The 18286-nt window shown below is 71.8% G+C and carries 15 protein-coding genes and 1 pseudogene; 9 read left to right on the top strand and 7 right to left on the bottom strand.

Annotated features, from left to right (window positions below):
• Positions 1 to 4 precede the first annotated feature (4 nt).
• The 4 genes from KY5_RS36910 to KY5_RS36895 all read right to left on the bottom strand — a co-directional run bounded on the left by KY5_RS36910 (position 5) and on the right by KY5_RS36895 (position 4261).
• Positions 5 to 874, bottom strand: coding sequence for a carbohydrate ABC transporter permease (locus KY5_RS36910; RefSeq protein ID WP_199843403.1), 870 nt, complete (start codon positions 872 to 874; stop codon positions 5 to 7).
• A complete protein-coding gene (locus KY5_RS36905) occupies positions 867 to 1811 on the bottom strand; it encodes a carbohydrate ABC transporter permease (RefSeq protein WP_098246274.1) in 945 nt (314 codons plus the stop codon). The genes KY5_RS36910 and KY5_RS36905 overlap by 8 nt, the downstream gene beginning before the upstream one ends.
• On the bottom strand, positions 1808 to 3064 hold the full coding sequence (locus tag KY5_RS36900; RefSeq protein ID WP_199843401.1) for an ABC transporter substrate-binding protein: 1257 nt from the start codon (positions 3062 to 3064) through the stop codon (positions 1808 to 1810). The genes KY5_RS36905 and KY5_RS36900 overlap by 4 nt, the downstream gene beginning before the upstream one ends.
• Before the next feature lie 66 nt (positions 3065 to 3130).
• Positions 3131 to 4261: an ROK family transcriptional regulator gene (locus KY5_RS36895; protein WP_098246272.1), complete on the bottom strand. Its 1131-nt coding sequence runs from the start codon at positions 4259 to 4261 to the stop codon at positions 3131 to 3133.
• Between the two features lie 297 nt (positions 4262 to 4558).
• On the opposite strand from KY5_RS36895, the gene KY5_RS41585 reads away from it, so the two are divergent.
• From KY5_RS41585 to KY5_RS36880, 4 genes are read left to right on the top strand one after another with little or no spacing between them, the layout of a single operon-like run.
• A complete protein-coding gene (locus tag KY5_RS41585) occupies positions 4559 to 4696 on the top strand; it encodes a lasso RiPP family leader peptide-containing protein (RefSeq protein ID WP_107645730.1) in 138 nt (45 codons plus the stop codon).
• Positions 4697 to 4738: 42 nt separating this feature from the next.
• Positions 4739 to 6646 (top strand): asparagine synthase-related protein, encoded by a 1908-nt coding sequence (locus KY5_RS36890; protein WP_098246271.1) that lies wholly within the window; start codon positions 4739 to 4741, stop codon positions 6644 to 6646.
• Positions 6643 to 6906 (top strand): lasso peptide biosynthesis PqqD family chaperone, encoded by a 264-nt coding sequence (locus KY5_RS41580; RefSeq protein WP_107645729.1) that lies wholly within the window; start codon positions 6643 to 6645, stop codon positions 6904 to 6906. Before KY5_RS36890 ends, KY5_RS41580 begins: the two co-directional genes overlap by 4 nt.
• Entirely contained in the window at positions 6903 to 7346 is a 444-nt protein-coding gene (locus KY5_RS36880) for a lasso peptide biosynthesis B2 protein (protein WP_098246270.1), read from the top strand. The genes KY5_RS41580 and KY5_RS36880 overlap by 4 nt, the downstream gene beginning before the upstream one ends.
• 37 nt (positions 7347 to 7383) lie before the next feature.
• Here the strand turns inward: KY5_RS36880 and KY5_RS36875 are convergent, their stop codons facing one another.
• Positions 7384 to 9267: an ATP-binding cassette domain-containing protein gene (locus KY5_RS36875; RefSeq protein ID WP_234363042.1), complete on the bottom strand. Its 1884-nt coding sequence runs from the start codon at positions 9265 to 9267 to the stop codon at positions 7384 to 7386.
• Between the two features lie 323 nt (positions 9268 to 9590).
• Here KY5_RS36875 and KY5_RS36870 point away from each other — a divergent pair, with 323 nt between their 5' ends.
• Together KY5_RS36870 and KY5_RS36865 are read left to right on the top strand one after the other, a co-directional pair.
• The gene (locus KY5_RS36870) at positions 9591 to 10682 is read left to right on the top strand and encodes a mechanosensitive ion channel family protein (protein WP_098246269.1); all 1092 of its coding nucleotides are present in this window, start codon (positions 9591 to 9593) and stop codon (positions 10680 to 10682) included.
• Between the two features lie 57 nt (positions 10683 to 10739).
• Positions 10740 to 11666, top strand: a pseudogene (locus KY5_RS36865) (cation diffusion facilitator family transporter).
• 28 nt (positions 11667 to 11694) lie between these two features.
• On the opposite strand, the gene lipB reads toward KY5_RS36865, so the two are convergent.
• Positions 11695 to 12342: a lipoyl(octanoyl) transferase LipB gene (lipB, locus tag KY5_RS36860; RefSeq protein WP_234363041.1), complete on the bottom strand. Its 648-nt coding sequence runs from the start codon at positions 12340 to 12342 to the stop codon at positions 11695 to 11697.
• A gap of 264 nt (positions 12343 to 12606) precedes the next feature.
• Between lipB and KY5_RS36855 the strand changes: the two genes are divergently transcribed.
• The 3 genes from KY5_RS36855 to KY5_RS36845 all read left to right on the top strand — a co-directional run bounded on the left by KY5_RS36855 (position 12607) and on the right by KY5_RS36845 (position 17244).
• Positions 12607 to 12954, top strand: a complete 348-nt coding sequence (locus tag KY5_RS36855) for a DoxX family protein (RefSeq protein ID WP_098246268.1) — start codon at positions 12607 to 12609, stop codon at positions 12952 to 12954.
• 120 nt (positions 12955 to 13074) lie between these two features.
• The gene (locus KY5_RS36850) at positions 13075 to 14169 is read left to right on the top strand and encodes a chemotaxis protein (RefSeq protein WP_098246267.1); all 1095 of its coding nucleotides are present in this window, start codon (positions 13075 to 13077) and stop codon (positions 14167 to 14169) included.
• A gap of 390 nt (positions 14170 to 14559) precedes the next feature.
• Complete coding sequence (locus KY5_RS36845) at positions 14560 to 17244, top strand: NACHT domain-containing protein (protein ID WP_159072690.1); 2685 nt, start codon at positions 14560 to 14562, stop codon at positions 17242 to 17244.
• Here the strand turns inward: KY5_RS36845 and KY5_RS36840 are convergent.
• Positions 17165 to 18283 carry a saccharopine dehydrogenase gene (locus KY5_RS36840; protein WP_234363040.1) on the bottom strand — a complete coding sequence of 373 codons (1119 nt, stop codon included), beginning with the start codon at positions 18281 to 18283 and terminating at the stop codon, positions 17165 to 17167. The genes KY5_RS36845 and KY5_RS36840 overlap by 80 nt on opposite strands.
• Positions 18284 to 18286: the final 3 nt, after the last annotated feature.

The raw sequence follows: 18286 nt of genomic DNA, 5'->3' as shown, positions 1-18286 counted from the left end.
GGGCTCAGCTCTTGGATCCTGAGAGGGCGACGCTCTGGACGAAATGCCGCTGGAGGAAGAGGTAGACGAGCAGCATGGGCAGGCTCGCGACGAGCGAACCGGCCATCATCACCGGGTAGTTGGTCTCGAACTGCCCCTCCAGGGAGGTGAGTCCCGCGCTGATCGGCATCTTCTCCGGGTCGGTGTTGACGACCAGCGGCCACAGCAGGTCGTTCCAGGACCACATGGCGGTGATGACGGCGAGCGCGGCGAGCGCGGGCCGGATCAGCGGCAGCATGATGGACCAGAAGATCCGGAAGGATCCCGCGCCGTCGATGCGGGCGGCCTCCTCCAGTTCCTTGGGCAGCGTGAGGAAGAACTGGCGGAGCATGAAGGTGCCGAACGCGCTGAACATGCCGGGCAGGAACAGCGCGGGCGCGGAGTTGAGCAGGCCGAACCGCTGGATGATGTCGTACTGCGGGAGCACGAGCAGCGAGCTCGGCACCATCAGGACGGAGAGGAAGAGCGCGAACAGGACGTTGCGGCCCCGGAACTGCATGCGCGCGAACGCGTAGGCGGCCAGGGAGCAGAACACCAGTTGGCCCAGGGTGCGGCCGACGGTGTTGATGACGCTGTTGGTGAGCATCTCCCGGAAGGGCAGGCCGGTGAAGACGTCGTCGAAACTCCGCCAGTTCCAGTCGTCGGGCAGGAACGTGGGCGGCACCCGGGAGGTCTCCGCGAGGGTCTTGAGCGCGGTGAGCAGTTGCCAGAAGAACGGGAAGACCATCACCAGCGCGCCGAACGAGAGCACGGCGTGGGTGGCGAGGGACCCCGCGGTCACCCGCTTCTTGTTCCTGGGCCGTATCGGCGCCATGTGCTCTTGGGTGTCAGGCATAGTGCACCCACCTCTTCTGGAGCCTGAACTGGAGATAAGTGAGGGCGGCGATGACCACCATGAGCAGGAAGGCGAGCGCGGCGGCCGCGCCCTGCGCGTTCTCGATGAAGGCCCATTTGTAGAAGAGGCCGACGACAGACTGCGTATCGCCGATCGCGGGGTTCTTCTCGCCCATCATGATGTAGATCAGGTCGAAGGTCTGCAGTGAATTGATCATGCAGATGATGGAGGCGAAGAAGAGGGTCGGGCTGAGCAGCGGCAGCGTGATGGTGAAGAACCTGCGCAGCGCCCCCGCCCCGTCGAGTTCCGCGGCTTCGTAGTAGTCCTGCGGAATTCCCTTGATGCCCGCCATGAAGATGATCAAGTAGTAGCCGGTGGTCGACCAGACCATCACCGTGCCGATCGCGTAGACGGCGGTGGACGGGTCGGAGACCCAGTAGTGACGGTCGACGCCGAACCATCCGAGGATTTCGTTGAGGAGTCCGAAGTCGCCGTTGTAGAGCCAGTTCCAGACGAGGCCGACGGCGACGGGAAGCGTCACGAACGGCACGAAGTACAGGGCCCGGTAGACGGAGACGCCGCGCAGTCCGCGCCGGTTCAGGAGGGACGCGACGACGATCGCGATCGGCAGCGCGGTGAGTCCGATGACGCTGTAGATGAGCGTGTTGACGAGCGCCTGCCAGACGGTGACGTCCTGGATCACCCGGGCGTAGTTGTCGGTGCCGATGAACGTGTGGCCGCCGAACGCGCCGAATTCCGTGAAGCTGAAGTAGAAGGTCTGGAGCAGCGGCCAGAAGTAGAAGAGGGCGAAGCCGATGCCGAGCGGTGCGATGAACCAGTAGGCGGCGCGCTGGTTGCGGGAGCCCGGGCGCGGTGCGGCGGCGGAGGCGCGGCGCTCCTTCGCCTTCGCGGCGGCCGTGGCGGGAAAGACACTCATACGGCGCGCTCCTCCTTCAGGGCCCTGTCCATCTGTCCGCCGAGCTTGCGGGCCGCGCTCTCGATGCCGCCCTTTCCGCTGAACGCGGCGCCGAGGATCGGGTATTGGAGGTTCTCCCAGACGGCGGTGTTCTTGGAGCTCGGATACGGGACGGCGTACTTCTGCATCTCGATGAAGTGCTTCAGGTCGAATTCGGGCATCGATGTGAGCCAGGCGTCCTGCGTTCCCGCGTACGAGGAGATGGTGACGCCCTCCCTCGCCTGGATCTCGGCGGCTTCCCTGCCCGCCATGAAGTGGACGAACTGCCAGGCGGCGGCCTTCTTGCGGCTCTTGGCGGAGATGACGTTGGCCAGGCCGTGGATGATGGTGGCCCTGCGGCGCCCCTTGGGCAGGACGGCGATGCCGCCGTGGTCCTTGAGCGCGGGCACGGCGTACATCTGTCCCGCCATCGCGGAGAGGTCGTAGTTCATGGCGACCTTCTCCGACCAGTAGCGCACGCGTCCGACGGACTCGACCATCGCGCTCTGCGGCGGGGACCAGCCCCGGTCGACCATGTCGGTCAGGAAGCGCAGGCCCTCGATGGACCGTTCCTCGCCGAAGCCGGACCGGCCGTCCTTCAGGACGTATCCGTCGGCGCCGCAGACGGCGGGGTAGATCTTGCCCTGCCGGTCCATCTCGGCGGCGAATCCGTGCACGCGCTCGTGCGGGTCGGTGAGTTCGGCCGCCGCGTCGCGCACGTCGTCCCAGGTCCAGCTCTCGTCCGGGTACGTGATGCCCGCCTTGTCGAAGAGCGCCTTGTTGTACCAGAGGCCGATGGTGTCGAAGTCCTTGGGCAGCCCGTACTGCGTGCCCTCGTACGCGTAGAGCTTCACCAGCGCCTCGGGGTGGCTGCCGACGGGCGTCCGGTCGCTCCTGATGTGCCCGGAGAGCGGTTCGAGGACGCCGTTGGCCGCGTACAGCTGGAAGTTGACGGCGTTCATCCAGAACACGTCGGGCGCGGTGCCGCCCCTCATCGACGTCTTCAGGGTGGTCCAGTACGTCGCCCAGGGCGTGAGCTCGATCCGTACGGATATTCGAGGATGCTCCTTGCGGAACGCGGCGATGATCTTCTTCATGCCCGGCACCTGCGCCGGGTCCCACATTCCGTACGTGAGGGTGGTGCCGCCCCCGCCGTCCGTGTCGTCGCCCCCGCCGGAGCAGGCGGCGAGCAAGGGGGCCGCCAACGCCCCGCCGAGCAGAGTCCTTCTGCGCATGCGCGCCTTCGCCTCCTGTGCAGTGGTCGGGCGTCGTCGCGGAGCGCCCCCCGTTCGGGGGCGGCGCTACGACGCCATGTCTCCGAGCAGTTCCTCCTCCACCTGGTCGAGCGCCTTGCGCACGGCGCCGATGGCCACGCCCCGGTCGCCGAGCGGGCTCAGGGCGATGCGCGGGACGTGCAGGGTCATGGGGCGCAGCCGGTCCGCAAGAAGCGGCACCAGATGGCCGCCTACCGGGGTGGCCCCGCCGGTCAGCACGAGCAGTTCCGGGTCGACGGCCAGCGAGATCGCCGCGATGCCCGGGGCTATGCGGTCCGCGAAGTCCGCGACGGCGGCCAGGGCGCGCGGGTCCGCGGCGTCCGCCGCGCGGGCGAGCGCCGCCACTTCGGACTCGCCCGCGCGCAGCGCGCCCGGCCAGCGCAGGGCGTCCTGGGCACCGCTCATGCCGAGCAGCGGCAGCATGCCGAGCTCCCCCGCGCCGCCGCGCCTGCCCCGGTGCAGCCGCCCGTCGATGGTGAGTCCGCAGGAGACGCGGTGTCCTGTGAGCACGCAGACGACGTCGCCGACCAGGGTGGCGGCGCCCTGCCAGCGTTCGGCGAGCACCGCGAGGTTGACGTCGTTCTCGATCAGGGTGGGACCCGTGCCGCCGTCGGGAAGCAGCCGCCCGAGGTCGACGCCCGACCACTCGGGGATCACGACGGAGGTGATGACCCCGGCCGCGTCCACCATGCCGGGCACGCCCACGCAGCGGGCGAGGACCCCGTCGCGCGGCGCGTGGGCGTCGAGGAAGGACTCCATGCCGTCGCGCAGCAGGTCCAGGCGGGCGCTGCCGCTCGACTCGGGCTCCAGGGAGGTGCGCTGGGCAGCGATGACGGTGCCGCCGAGGTCGGCGATGAGCAGCACCATCTTGTGCAGCCCGATGTCGACGCCGAGCACGTGACCGGCCTCCGTACGGAAGCGGAACCGGCGCGCGGGGCGGCCGGGCGGCCGTTCGCCGGACTCCTCGGCGGCCTCCCCGACGAGTCCCCGTTCGGCGAGTTCCTCGACGGCCGCCTCCACCGTCGGCCTGGACAGGCCGGTGTCGGCGGCGAGTTCGGCGAGGGTGCGGGGGCTGCGGCGGTGCAGGGCGCGCAGCACGACGGTGGTGTTGAGCCGCCGCAGCGCGAGCAGATCGTGGCCGCGTGCCCCGTTTCGCATCAGTACTTCACCTCGAATTCGCCACCGGGGCAGCATGGTTGACCCGGTGAACGGGCTTCTTGCCCTGCCGCGCACCGAAATTATTGAGGACCTTTGCATAACTCGTCCGGCCACGGAACCCCCGGGGCAGCGCCGGTGTGAGCGCCGGGCGCACCTTCTGAAACACACCCTTATTCACTCATTCGGGCGACAAATCACCCTGCTGGGCGTAGTGGTGCATGCCCTGGGCATTTTCCGGCCGAGTGCGGATCCCCCGCACGGACACCGGAAGCAACCAGAAGGAAGGGGAGGTTCTCCATGGAGCACGAGGAGATCTACCAACCACCGGCGATGGTGGAGGTCGGCGACTTCGCCGAGCTGACGCGCGGTGAGGCACTGGGTGCGTTCTACGAAGGCGGGTTCCCGCCTTACGAGTGGTACCTCGGCCCCAGCTGATCGAAGCCTCTTCAACGACGGATCTATGACGGGTGACATGCCATGAGTGGTGACGTGTGGTTCGCCGTCCTCCCGGACGGCGCAGCCGGCGTGGCCGCGGCACAGCTCCTGCGCCCCTGGATCACCGACACCGTCACGCACGACTCAGGTCGGCCCTGGCTGCTGGGCAGTTGGCCGCAGGGTCATGTGACGGTGGGAGTGGCAGGGGCGCGGCGAGTTGCGGTGGTCGGACGGTGTCCCGTCACCGCCGACACCCTCTCCGCGCGCATGGGGCGGCTGCGCGGCGTCGGGGACGTGGAGCGCGTCGCCCAAGGGCTGCACGGCAGCTTCCACCTCCTCGCCTCGGCGGAGGGCGCGGTCCTCGCCAGGGGCAGCGCGTCCGGGGTGCGGCGGCTCTTCCACACGCGCGTGGCCGGGGTGACGGTGGCCGCCGACAGGTCGGACCGGCTCGCCGCGCTGACGGGCGCGAGTCCTGACGAACGACTGCTGGCCGCCCATCTGTTGGCCTCTCCCCTCCCCTATCCGCTGGACGACCGCTGCGTCTGGCAGGGCGTGCACGCCCTGCCCTCCTCCGACTCCCTGCTGCTCGACGCGGAAGGGCGTGCCACCACCCGCCGCTGGTGGACCCCTCCCGATCCCGAGCTCGGGTGGCGACAGGGCGTGCCCGCGGTGCGCGACGCGCTGAGCGCCGCGGTGGGCAGCTGCACGGCGGGCGGCGGCACGGTGAGCGCGGACCTGTCGGGCGGCATGGACTCCACCAGCCTGTGCTTCCTCGCGGCGCGGGAGCAGAGCGGGATCCGCTCCACCTTCACCGGGGCGCGCCTCGTCACCATGCGCTGGCGCAGCCTCGACCCGGACAACGACGACGAGGTCTGGGCCGCGCGCGCCGTCAGCCGTCTGCCGGGCGCCGAGCACGTCACACCGCGGCGCGACCAATGGCCGCTCTGGTACAGCGGATTGACGTCCCTCACCGATGCCGCCGCGCCCGCCCTCCCCACCGACGAGCCGGGCCCCTGGGTGCGCGACAGCGCCAGGATGACGGCCCTCGCCGACCTGATGACCGGACGCGGGTCGCGTCTGCACCTGATGGGCGGCGGCGCGGACGAGCTGTTCACCACGCTCCCGCCCCATCTGCACGACCACGTCAGGCGGCACCCGCTGGCCGCCTTCGCCCGCATCCGCACCCAACGCGCCGCACAGCACTGGCCCCTCGGGCAGCTCCTTCGGCAGCTCGCCGACCGCAGGACGTTCGGCCAGTGGCTCACCGCCTGGGCCGACGGGCTCACCGCCCCGGCGCCCGCGTCGGCCGCGGTGGTCCGCGGCGCCCCCTCGACCGCGTGGGGCGTGGACCTGCGCATGCCCCCGTGGGCGACCCCCGACGCGGTCCGCGCCGTGCAGAGCCTGCTCCACGAGGCCGCGGAGACCGCCGACACCGCGGAGCCCCTCGCGGCCGAGCGCGGACAGCACGCGGCGCTCGCCTGCGTACGCACCGGCGGGCGCGGTCTGCGCCAGCTCGACCAGGTGACCTCCGCGCACGGGCTGCCGCACGCCGGTCCCTACCTCGACGACTCGGTGATCGAGGCGGCCCTGTCCGTCCGCGTCTCCGAGCGCAGCACCCCCGGCAGGTACAAACCGGTGCTCGCGGCGGCGATGCGCGACATCGTGCCCGCCGACGTCCTGCGCAGGCAGACCAAGGGCGAGTACAGCACCGACTTCCACACCGGTCTGCGCCGCAACCGCGCCGCGCTGGTCGGCCTCTTCGACGGATCGCGGCTCGCCGATGCCGGTCTGATCGACGAGGCGGCGATCCGCGCGGCCCTGCTCGGAGTGCATCCGACCCCGGAGGCGCTGCGCTCCTTCAGCTCCACCCTGGGCAGCGAGATCTGGCTCCGCTCCTGCCGGGGAAGCACCCGTCCACCGAGCACCGCGATCGCCGAAGGAGCCCCATGAGTCTCATCCTGCGCCCCGACGTCTGTGCGACGGACACCCCGGACGGCATGGTGCTCCTCGACGAAGTCACCGGCAGATACTGGCAGCTCAACGGCACGGCGGCGCTCGTTCTTCGCACCCTGCTCACCGGCGCCGAGCCGCCCGACGCGGCACGCGTGCTGCGCGCGGCCCACCCCCGGCTCACCGCCGAGCGCGCGGACGACGACACGGCGTCGATCACCGGCGCGCTCCTGGCGGCCCGTCTCGTGGTGCCCGCATGAGCCAGCCGATGGTGCCCGTCACCCGCGACAGGCTGCCGCTGCGCCGACGCCCGCCCGTGCTCGTCGCCACGGTCGCCGCCCGGCTCATCGTCCTGCTGAGGCCGCGCCGCGTCCGCCGCGTGCTGACCGCGGTCCGGCGCGGGGCCGCCCCCGCCACCACCGAGCAGGCGCTCGCCGCGCGCCGGGCCGTGGTCGCGGTGAGCGCGCGCTGCGCCGGGGAGGGCTGTCTGCAGCGTTCCGTGGCCACCGCGCTGCTGTGCCGGATGCGGGGGGTCTGGCCCGACTGGTGCACCGGAGTGCGCACCGAGCCGTTCCGCGCCCACGCGTGGGTGGAGGTCGACGGGCTCCCGGTGGGTGAACCGCACCAGTCCACGGCGTACCACCGCATGATGGTGGTGCCGGTCGCACCGACGAAGGAACCTGAACCCGCCGACCGGTGACGGGTACTGACGGCCCGCCATCTCCTGCTTCCGCCCCTCACCGGTCCTGCGCCAGCCGGTAGAGCTCCGCGAAGAGTCCGTCGCGTTCGAGCAGCGTCCGGAAGTCGCCCTCCTCGCGCACGCGCCCCCGGTCGAGTACGACGATGCGGTCCGCGATCCTGGCGTTCTCCAGGCCCTGGGTGACGAAGACGGCCGTCCTGCCCGCGGCGAGCTCCTTGAAGCGACGGATCACCAGGTACTCGGCGCGGGGATCCATCGCCGACGTGGGCTCGTCGAGCATCAGCATGGCAGCGTCGCGATAGAAGGCCCGCGCGACCGCGATCCGCTGCCACTGCCCGCCCGATAGGTCGGTGCCGCCCCAGAGCGAGCCCGCGACCAGCGTGTCCAGGCCGTGCGGGACTCGCTCGATGACGCTGTCCGCGCCCGCCGCCTTCGCGGCGTCCAGGAGCAGCGCGTCGTTCTCGGTGCGCGGCTGGCCGAGATGGATGTTGGCGCGCAGGTCCATCGGCCAGCGGGTGTAGTCCTGGGGCACCAGGCCGACCTTCGCCCACACGCTGTGCGGATCGGCTTCCGCCAGGTCGACCCCGTCCCAGCACACCGTGCCGGTGGAGGCGATGCGGAGCCCGGTGAGCAGGGCGGACAGCGTCGTCTTTCCCGATCCGTTCTCACCGACCAGGGCGATGAGTTCGCCGCGGCGCAGGGTGAGGCTGACGCCGTCGAGCGCCGGGGCCGCGGCGCCGGGATAGGTGTAACTGACGTGCTCCGCGCGGATCTCGGCGGGGCCGCCGTCCGGGACCTCCCTGGATCCGCGGACCGCGCGCAGGGTCCGCGCACGCCGAAGGAAGTCCTGCCAGTCCTCCAGGTACAGGCTCGTACGGAACAGCCTGGCGGTGGCGAGGACCAGCGACGTCAGCGCGCCCGTGGAGGTGCGCACCGCGATGACGGCGGTGGCGGCGAGCGCGAGGTCCATTCGCCCGCTGGCGGCGAGCCAGCCGAGGGCGGCCCAGGTCAGGGCGAGCATCAGACCGCTGACGCAGGCGCCGAGCAGCGTGACGCCGAGGATGCGCGGGGCCGCGCGGCGGTGGGTGGTCATGATCCGTCCGCTGATCTCGGCGTACCAGCCCGCCAGGAACGTCGCCATGGTCGTGGCGCGGACCTCGGCGGCCGTGCGCTGGTGGGTGGCGTAGTGGCGCAGCAGATAGCGCAGATGGCTGTCCGCGATGTTCTGGTGGTCGGCCCGGTGCCGGATGCGGGCGGTGGTGACGGCCGCGGCACCCTTGGGCAGTACGGCGAGCACGAGCAGCGGCAGCAGTACGGGATGGAGCAGCGACAACACCGAGGCGGCGGCGACGATTTGCCCGAGCGCGGAGACCAGCGCCTGCGCGTCGGCGACGAGGTTCTCCGTCGCTTCCGCGCCGCGGCCCGCGGCCTGCAACCGGTCGGCGAAGCCCGGCCTGTCGTACTCCTCCAACTCCACCTGCGGGGCGGCCGCGAGGATCTGCAGATCGGCCTCGGAGGCGACCTCGGGACCGAGTCGCGCGGCGGCCCAGACACCGACGGCGTCGGCACCGGCCCGCACCCCCGCGGCGGCGGCCACCACGACGAGACCGGGCGCGGCCGCCGCGACCCGATCGGCCACCTGGCCGCCCTGGAAGAGCTGGGCCAGTACGCCGGGCAGGGCGGCGAGCGCCACGGCCGACGCGGCGACGACGGCGAGCTGGCAGACCGCGAGCCAGCACATCGCGGGACGGTCGGCGGCCCAGCCGAGGCGGGTGGCGGCGCCGAGCGTGCGGGGCAGCCGCGCGGCCATCCGCCACCAGGAGGCGTGCGCGATGTCCTCGAAGCGCGGATCGTCGCGGTAGCCGACCTGCTGGCGGGGCTCCGCGGACGAGGAGGGCGAAGAAGGCGAGGGCTGCGTCACCCGCCCATCCTGGTGGGACAACCACCGCTTCAGGGGGCGAAGTTGCCGGATTCGCCCACACGGTGCACGGCCGACGACACCGCCCCGTCCGGACCGACACCGCACCGTGGCCCGCCGGTTGACATGCGTGACGGCTCTGTGAAGATCCAGGTGGGGGTACGTGCGACCGTCGCGACCGCATGGGGCAGGATGACGTCCGCGTCGGACCGGGCCCTCGTTCCGGCGTGACCGCACTCCCCGGAATCGAGCAGGTATCACAAGGTGACGACACATCACATAGCCCGCGTTCACCCGCATTCACCGCGTACGACGGGAGCAAGCCGATGACCCGCGCGCTCACCCTGCACGACTGGATCGTGGCCGCCATCGCCGTGTTCGCGGGAGTCGCGGCGGGCCTGCTGCTGCGCACCACCCTGCGGTGGCTCGGCGAGCGGGCCAGCAGGACCCGCTGGAGCGGCGACGACGTCATCGTCGACGCGCTGCGCACGCTCGTGCCCTGCGCGGCCATCACCGCGGGCCTCGCCGCGGCGGCGGAGGCGCTGCCCCTCACGCACCGCACCGGGCGCAACGTCACCATGACGCTGACCGCGCTGCTGATCCTGGCGGCGACGCTCACGGCGGCCCGGATCGTCACCGGCCTGGTCAGGAGCGTGGCGCAGTCCCGCTCCGGGGTCGCGGGGTCGGCCACCATCTTCGTGAACATCACGCGGGTCGTGGTGCTCGCGATGGGCTTCCTCGTCGTCCTGCAGACCCTCGGCATCTCCATCGCGCCGCTGCTCACCGCGCTCGGCGTGGGCGGTCTCGCCGTCGCCCTCGCACTCCAGGACACCCTCGCCAACCTCTTCGCCGGTGTGCACATCCTCGCCGCGAAGACGGTGCAGCCCGGCGACTACATCCGGCTCAGCAGCGGCGAGGAGGGCTACGTCGTCGACATCAACTGGCGCAACACCACGGTGCGTCAGCTCTCCAACAACCTCGTGATCATCCCCAACGCCAAGCTGGCGGGCACCAACATGACGAACTTCAGTCGCCCCGAGCAGGAGCTGTCGATCATGGTGCAGGTCGGGGTCAGCTACGACAGCGACCTGGAGCACGTCGAGCGGGTCACCACCGAGGTGGTGGACGAGGTGATGACCGACATCACGGGCGCCATGCCCGACCACGAGGCGGCCATCCGCTTCCACACCTTCGGCGACTCGCGGATCAGCTTCACGGTGATCCTGGGCGTCGGCGAGTTCAGCGACCAGTACCGGATCAAGCACGAGTTCATCAAGCGCCTGCACCAGCGCTACCGGGCCGAGGGCATCCGGGTGCCCGCCCCCGCGCGCACCGTCACCGTCCAGCAGGGCGAGCTGCCCCCGCCGCTCGGCATCCCGCACCAGCGCGACGTCTCCTCGGCGCCCCGGGTGCACTGAGCCGACCGGCCGCGCGTGGGGTGGCGGGGCCCGCACCCGCGTGATCCACTCGCGGGCATGGGGCACGACCACGGCCCGTCCGCGGCGACGGCGGGCGGCACGCTCAGCGGGACGTACCGCAACCGGCTGCTCTGGACCATCGGGATCAGCGCCACGATCACCGTCATCCAGGTGGTCGGCGCGCTCCTGTCCGGCAGCCTCGCGCTGCTCGCCGACGCCGCGCACAGCCTGACCGACGCGGTGGGCGTCTCCCTCGCCCTGGGCGCCATCACGCTGGCCCAGCGTGCGCCGACGCCCCGGCGCACGTTCGGCTTCTTCCGGGTGGAGATCTTCTCCGCCGTACTGAACGCGCTGCTGCTCGTCGCCATCTTCGTCTGGGTCCTGTGGTCGGCCATCGGCCGCTTCAGCGAACCGGTGGAGGTCAAGGGCGGCCTGATGTTCGTGGTCGCGGTGGGCGGGCTGCTCGCCAATCTGGTGGGCCTGTGGCTGCTGCGGGACGCCAAGGAGAAGAGCCTCAATCTGCGCGGCGCCTATCTGGAGGTCCTCGGGGACGCGCTCGGCTCGGTCGCGGTGATCGTGGGCGGCCTGATCATCCTGCTCACGGGCTGGCAAGCCGCCGACCCGATCGCCTCGATCGTCATCGGCCTGCTGATCGTGCCGCGCGCCTACGGGCTGCTCAGGGACTCCTTGCACGTACTCATGGAGGCGACCCCGCAGGACATGGACCTCGGCGAGGTCCGCGACCACCTCCTGGCGGAGCCGGGCGTCGTCGCCGTGCACGATCTGCACGGCTGGACCGTCACCTCGGGGATGCCGGTCCTCACCGCGCACGTCGTGGTCACCTAAGCGGCCCTCACGAGCGGGTACGGCGCGCTCCTCGGGCGGCTACAACGGTGCGTCGGCGATCACTTCGACGTCGCGCACTCCACGATCCAGCTGGAGCCGGAGGGGCACGGCGAGGACGGCGGGGCGCTGCACACGTAGGCCCGCCCCGCGACGGCCCGCCGGAGGACTACCGCTCCGCCCCGAAAGCCCGCGCCACCGCGTCCCGCACCGCCGCTTCGCCGGGCGCGACGACACCCCGCTCGGCGGCCAGCTCCGCGAGGGACGTCATCGCCACATCGGGCAGTCCGCACGCCGTGAAGCGGGTGAACTCGTCCAGGTCGGAGGAGACGTTGAGCGCGAAGCCGTGGCTGGTGACGCCGCCCCTGATCCGCATGCCGATCGACGCGAGCTTGTCGTGGCGCGGCGTCCACACGCCGACGAGGCTCTGCGCGCCTGCCGGGGTGTCCCTGCGCAGGGTCGCGAAGCCGAGCGATCCGACCGCTTCGATCAGGGCGTTCTCGACCCACCGCACGATGTCACCGGGACCGCGCTCACGCAGGTTGAGGACGAGGTAGCCGACCAGCTGCCCCGGCCCGTGATAGGTGGCCCGGCCGCCGCGGTCGACCTCCACAAGGGGGATCGGGGAATCGGCGCGCGGCAGTTCGTCGGCCGGGGTCCGGGTGCCGTACGTGATGACCGGCGGATGCGTGAGGAGGACGAGGCGGTCGCCGATGGTCCCCGCGCGACGCCGCTCGACCCAGCCGCGCATGTCCTCCATGGCGTCGAGGTACGGAACCTCCCCCAGATCGACCCGCTCCAGCTCCCGCGCACCCACTCGTGTCCTCCTCGGCCCCGGTCCCCTGTCCGCCCTTCCGTACGGCCAACCTCGGGCCCCTGCGGGGAATTCCGGAGCCTGGGGCACGACGGCAGCAGTAGTGCCGACCGTGGCAGCAGCGGCGGCCGTGACCGCGTCGGAAAACTTTTCTCGGCGGCCTGTCACATTCCCGTCCCCCCGCGGGTCAGGGAGACGAGGGAGCAAGAAGCCCCCCCCGCCGGAGCGGCCCCCGCACCGGCATCCATCCGATGAGGAGCCACTCTGATGTCCACCGCCTACGTCGTCGTCACGATCGTCGCCGCCGCCATGACCGCCTTCTCCGCCGGGTCCGCCTTCCTGCGCGCCGCCTGGGTCGTCAAGCCCATCCAGGACTACGGCATCCCGGACTCGTGGCTGCCCTGGCTCGGCGCGGCCAAGGCGGCCGGGGCCGCGGGCCTGCTGGTCGGGCTCGCGGTGCCCGCGATCGGCATCGCCGCGGGGATCGGGCTCGTGCTGTACTTCACCGGCGCGGTGATCACCGTGGTCCGCGCCCGCTGGTACTCGCACATCCCCTTCCCGCTGGTCTACGCCGCCCCGATCGTCGGCGCGCTGGCCCTGGGCCTCGCCGCCTGACGGCTCCGCGCCGACGACGACATGCCCTGCCCCCAATTGCCGCATATCGTTCATTGGGTCACTAGAGCCACACAAGCCTCACAAGGCCGTGCAGGACACCCCCGTCCCGGAAGGGCCCTCATGCACCGCTCACTGACCTCCTCCACGCTGGCCGAGCTGCGGCGGCCGCGCCCGTATCCCGCCGTCACGGTCGTCCTGCCGACGCACCGCAGGGAACCGGACAACGCACAGGACCCGGTACGCCTGCGCAACCTCCTGGCCGAGGCCAAGGAGCGCCTGCGCGCCGACCCCGCCGTCACCGCCGAGCGCGCGGCCGACGTCTCGGGCCGGCTCGACAAGGCGCTGGAGGAGGTGGACCTGGTGCACGCCGAGGACGGCCTCGTCGTCCTCGCGGCGCCCGGGGAACACCAGGTGTGGTCCCTGGCCAGGTCGGTACCCGCGCGCGTCGTGCTCGCGGACACGTTCCTGACCCGCAACCTCGTGGCGGCCCGGGCCGCCGAGCGCCCGTACTGGGTGCTCGCCGTCTCCGCGGACCGCGTCACCCTCTGGAGCGGCACGCCCGAGCGCGTCACCGAGCACCAGGCGGACGGCTTCCCGCTGACGCGCGACCTGGAGGACCCCGACGCCCAGCGCAAGGAACGGATCGGCGACCTGCCGAGCACCTTCCAGGACGAGCAGACCCGCACGTTCCTGCGCGAGGCCGACCAGGCGCTCACGGCCGTGCTCCGGGCCGAGCCGAGAGCGCTGTTCGTGGCGGGCGAGGCGGCGGCGCTCTCGCTCCTCGACGACGTCGGCTCGGCGGCCGACGGGGCCACGCCGATCCGTCACGGCGGTCTGGCGCAAGGCCCCGCGAACGCGGTCCACGAGGCGGTCCGACCCGCGCTGGCCCAGCGCGCCGAGGCCGAACAGGCCGCCGCGCTCAAGGAGTTGGACGGCGCCCAGGGCCGCAAGCAGTACGCGGCCGGACTCGACGAGGTCTGGCAGAACGCGATGACCGACCGGGTCGGCCTGCTCGCCGTGGAGGACAGCTACCGGGCGACCGTGCGCGACCACGGCGGCCACCTCGTCCCCGCGGAGAGCGGTGACCTGGACGCGCGCGACGACATCGTGGACGAGATCGTCGAACGCGCCCTGGACGGCGGGGCCGAGGTGCGCTTCCTGACCGAGGGGGCGCTCGCGGACCGGGGCAGGATCGCCGCGGTCCTGCGGTACTGAGGCTCTCCGTACGCCTGCCCCCTGGAGCCGACCCTGGAGCCGACGGCCGCCCGAGCGGCCAGCCCCCTCTATCGGTGCACCGCCCACACGAAGAGGGCGACGAGAGCCGAACCGCTCGCTGCGGCCGCGCCCCTGACTCCCGCGAACAGAGCCTCACGTGCGAGACGCCTGATCGCTCGGCTGCCCTTGTCGTTCATGTTCCTCGTCCCGTCCTCGAGCCTTCGGTTGGCAGGCACGAGACTGGACGGCGCCGAGCCCCGTGCGTACGAATCCCGGGCGGGCCGGGCAGTTGCCTCCTACGCTGCGGGTGACGGGTGCCCCGGATGCGTGCCCGGTCCGGGCACCGGGCACGCATCCGGGCGAGCGCTCAGCACGGGAGGACGGGGCGGGGTGGAGGGTCGAGGGCACGACCTCTACGCGGAGTTGCGCGGCTTGGAGCGCCGGGCCCGGGCTCGCCGTGCCGCCCTCGGCCTGCCGTGGTCCCGCCGGGAGGCGCAGAAGGAACTCGCCCGCCGCAACGTCCAGTTGGACGGCCGCCGCATCAGCGACTGGCTCCCCGAGGACCCCCTGGACGCCTCAGCTCCTCGGCTCGCCGGCGAGGCGAAGGTCTGGGCGCTGGTACAGCTCTGGGCGAAGTGGGCCGAGGAGGCTCCTCCCCCGCGCCGGTTCATCGCGGGCCTGATCGAGGCCGCCCAGCCCGTCCGTCACGTCGCCGCTCCCGCCACGGCGGCGCTACCGGCCCACCTCATGTCCTTGTTCGAGGAGCAGGCGGAGCGCGGGGAGGTCTGGCCGTACGCCATCCACAGCGGCACCGGCGCTCGCCGCTCCTTGTCAGCCGTGTACATCCGTCAGGCCCTCACGCCACGCGGGCGGTCCGGGTCCCGCGAGGAGGCCGCGAGCACCGTCGAGGAGTTCCTGTCCTCGTCGGACGCGCGTCATCTGTTCATCGAGGCAGGGCCGGGCAGCGGAAAGTCGACCATGATGGCCCGCTTGGCAGGCCACCTCTCACGCCGCCTCCTGGACGGCGGGGCCGGAGCCGGGACCGGGACCGGGCAGAACGGTCAACTCCCGCTCTGGGCCACCGCCGCGCAGCTGGCCTCGGACGCCGACGGCGTCGACCAAGCGCTCACGAAGATGCTCTTCCGTGGGGCCCAGCCGCCCGAGGACCAGAACCGGCGCTTCACGGCCATGCTCGAAGAGATCGAGACCGGGCTTCCGCCCGGCCACACCTGGCTGCTCCTTGTCGACGGCCTCGACGAGGTCCCCACCCAGCAGGAACGGGCCCGCCTGGCCCGGCATCTGGCCACCCTCGCGACGAGCCAGGCCGGATCGTCCGGCCGGATGCGGATCGTGCTCACCTGCCGCCCGCTCCACCGGGTCGAGCGCGCGTACTTCACCGACGCCGGATTCCAGCATTGCCGGGTGGCCCCCTTCGACCGGGCCCAGTTGGAGGAGTTCGCCCTGCGGTGGTTCGGTGAGGACGAGCCGGGGCGCGCGCAGGCCGCCCGTTATCTGCACCAGGTCGACGAGGCCCGCCTCGAAGAGGTGACGGCCGTCCCCCTGCTCGCCGCGGTGGCAGCGGCCGTGTTCGAGGCGTGGCCGGAGAAGGGGCTCCCCCACAACCACCACGCGCTGCTCGAGCAGTACCGCGCGTACCTGACGGGCGCGAAGGCCCACCAGCGCGAGGGGCTCTTCCGCCAACTCGTCACGAACGCGGGGCACGACCAAGAAGCGTTGCGGGCCGTCGAGTTCCTGCGGAACCACCTGGAGGAGCTGCTGCGGCACGCGGCCATCGAAGCAGTCACCCAGGCGTCCCCTGACCTCCGCGCAAGCGCGCTCGACTGGCTGAGCGGACGGGTCGGAGCGCGCGCACGGACGGTCATTCCCGGGTGGGGCGAGCAGGTGGCCTCGCTGATGACCACGAGCGGTTTGATCGTGGACAGCGAGGGCTCGCTGGCCTTCCTGCACGCGAGCTTCGCCGAGCATCTGGCGGCGGAGGCAGCGGCACTCTCGCTGCCGAGCCGCTTCGACGGAGCGTCACGGCAGTGGCAGGACTTCACCCATGACGCCGCGCGGCTCGGCGGGCCCAAGGCCCGGCCCGCTCGGGCGGCGCTGCTGCACTACGCACACCGCCATCCACGGGACGCCCTCGAAATCTTGGACTGGCTGCAACGGGGCCGGAGCGAGGAGCACCATTTCCTCGCCGGATTCCTGCTGGCCAAGGGCAGCCCCCACACGGCCGACCACCTCGACACGTACCTCGCGAAGCTCCCCGATCTGTCCGCCCCGAGCTGGCAGTTGACGCAACACATGTCGGATCCCCGAGTGACCCGCGCGCTCAGGTCCTACGCCGAGACCTCTCCCGAGGAACAGGTCCGCCAGTCGGCTCTCGAAGCGCTGGCGGTCCACGACCCCGCCGCAGCACGGATGATCGCCGACCGCCGGCAGCCGACCGCCGCGTACGACGGGCCGGAACGCGTCGACCGGTGGGACGCGGAGCCATCAACTGTCGAGGACTCCTGGCTCGTCGCATCGGCACCGGTCATCCAGGCGCTGCTGGACACTCTCGGCGACGACACGCGGCATGACCTCGGCGAGTACGACCACCTCGTCTGCATGCTGATCTGCTCGGGCCCGGACGCCCTGGACAGCCTCATCCCCCGATCGATGCTGGTCCAGGCCCTTCAACGGGACCTGCCGAGCTGGGCGGAGCACGCCGAGGACCACTTGCTGCACATCATGAACTCCACCGCGCACACGCCCGAGGCCCGTATCGACGCGGCCGAGTTCCTCCTCGAGTTCGGCGGGGACCACCAGCCGCGCATCGCCGCGGTCCTGGGGTTCCTCGCGTCGGATCCGGAGCTGTCGATCGACAACCGCTGGGCAGCGGCCGAAGCCCTCGCCGAACTCGGCGCTCCCCATCGCGCACAGGCACGCCAGTTCGTCCACCAGATGGCCACCGACCCCACCACCCCCGCCTACCAACGCTACGAGCTCACGGCGTACCTCGCCGGGACCGAGGCGCCAACGCCCCGACTCGACGCGTCCGGTTCGGGTCCTCTTCCGGGGCGCTGAGGGGGCCCGGGCTCGAAGTAGCCCCGGAGTCGGGCGTCGCCGCCACGAAGGAGGCGCCGATCTCCACCATCCGCTCGGCCGCGTAGGCCGGGTCGAGCAGGGATTCAGGGGTGTGGATGCCCGGCGATGCGGCTTCGCCCCGCAGTCCGAGCTGCCGTTCGACACCGAGGGCGATGCCGAGTGCGGTCAGGGGGCGCTGTCCTGCCGGGTGGACGAGGTAACGGCTGGTGCTGAGCGGCGCACCCGCTGGGTCCACTCCTTCGAGGTCGATCCGGATCTCGCTGGACGGGGAGTCACCGCGGCGCCGGGCCTCGGATTCGCCGACGGCCATGTCGAACCGGACGTTCGGTGCGCCGGTCGCGAGGGCGAGGCTCGGTACGTCGAGGATGGCGATGCTCTGTCCCGGCACGACCACACCGTCGGTACGGGGCACATCCGCCTGAGCCTCGGGGCCGTTGGCCCAGGTGAAGACGCCGTCACGGCGCACCGTCCCCGCCGTGGTCGCGGTGGCCCACCGCTCCAGGTCCGCCGCGCCCGCGGGGCCACCGGTGTCCAACTCGTCCAGTACGGCGCCGATCCGGATGGTGTCGACCCGGTGGAAATCGCGGGCCATGCGCAGGGCCGCGAGGACGACGGTACCGGCGCAGAAGTGGCTGGCCACCAGGATCGACGAGGCGCTTGCCCGCTGCGCGCCCGCGATGACTTCCGGCGCGATCTCCACCAGGCCACTGGAGATGCTGAGGTAGGGCAAGCCGTGGTCCTGCGCGTAGCGCAGTCCGTTCAGACGGTCGTCCCACAACGCGGCGACCACCGCCGAGTAGCCATGCTCGGCCGGGAGTCCGAGATCTCCGCGCCGCAGGTCAACGGTCACAGCCGAGGCGACGCCGAGCTCGTCGGCCACCCGCTGTGTGCGGTCGATGTCGCGACCCGCGATCGTCAGTGGCAGCTCCGGGTGCCACTGACGCAGGAGAGCGGCGGTCCCCGAGCCCGCCTGCCCCGAACCACCCAAGATCAGTACCGGTTTTGCCTGTTCCACCATGGG

This window comes from Streptomyces formicae (genome assembly GCF_002556545.1).
In the GTDB taxonomy this organism is placed as follows: domain Bacteria; phylum Actinomycetota; class Actinomycetes; order Streptomycetales; family Streptomycetaceae; genus Streptomyces; species Streptomyces formicae_A.
This window is presented reverse-complemented; position numbering and strand designations above follow the sequence as displayed.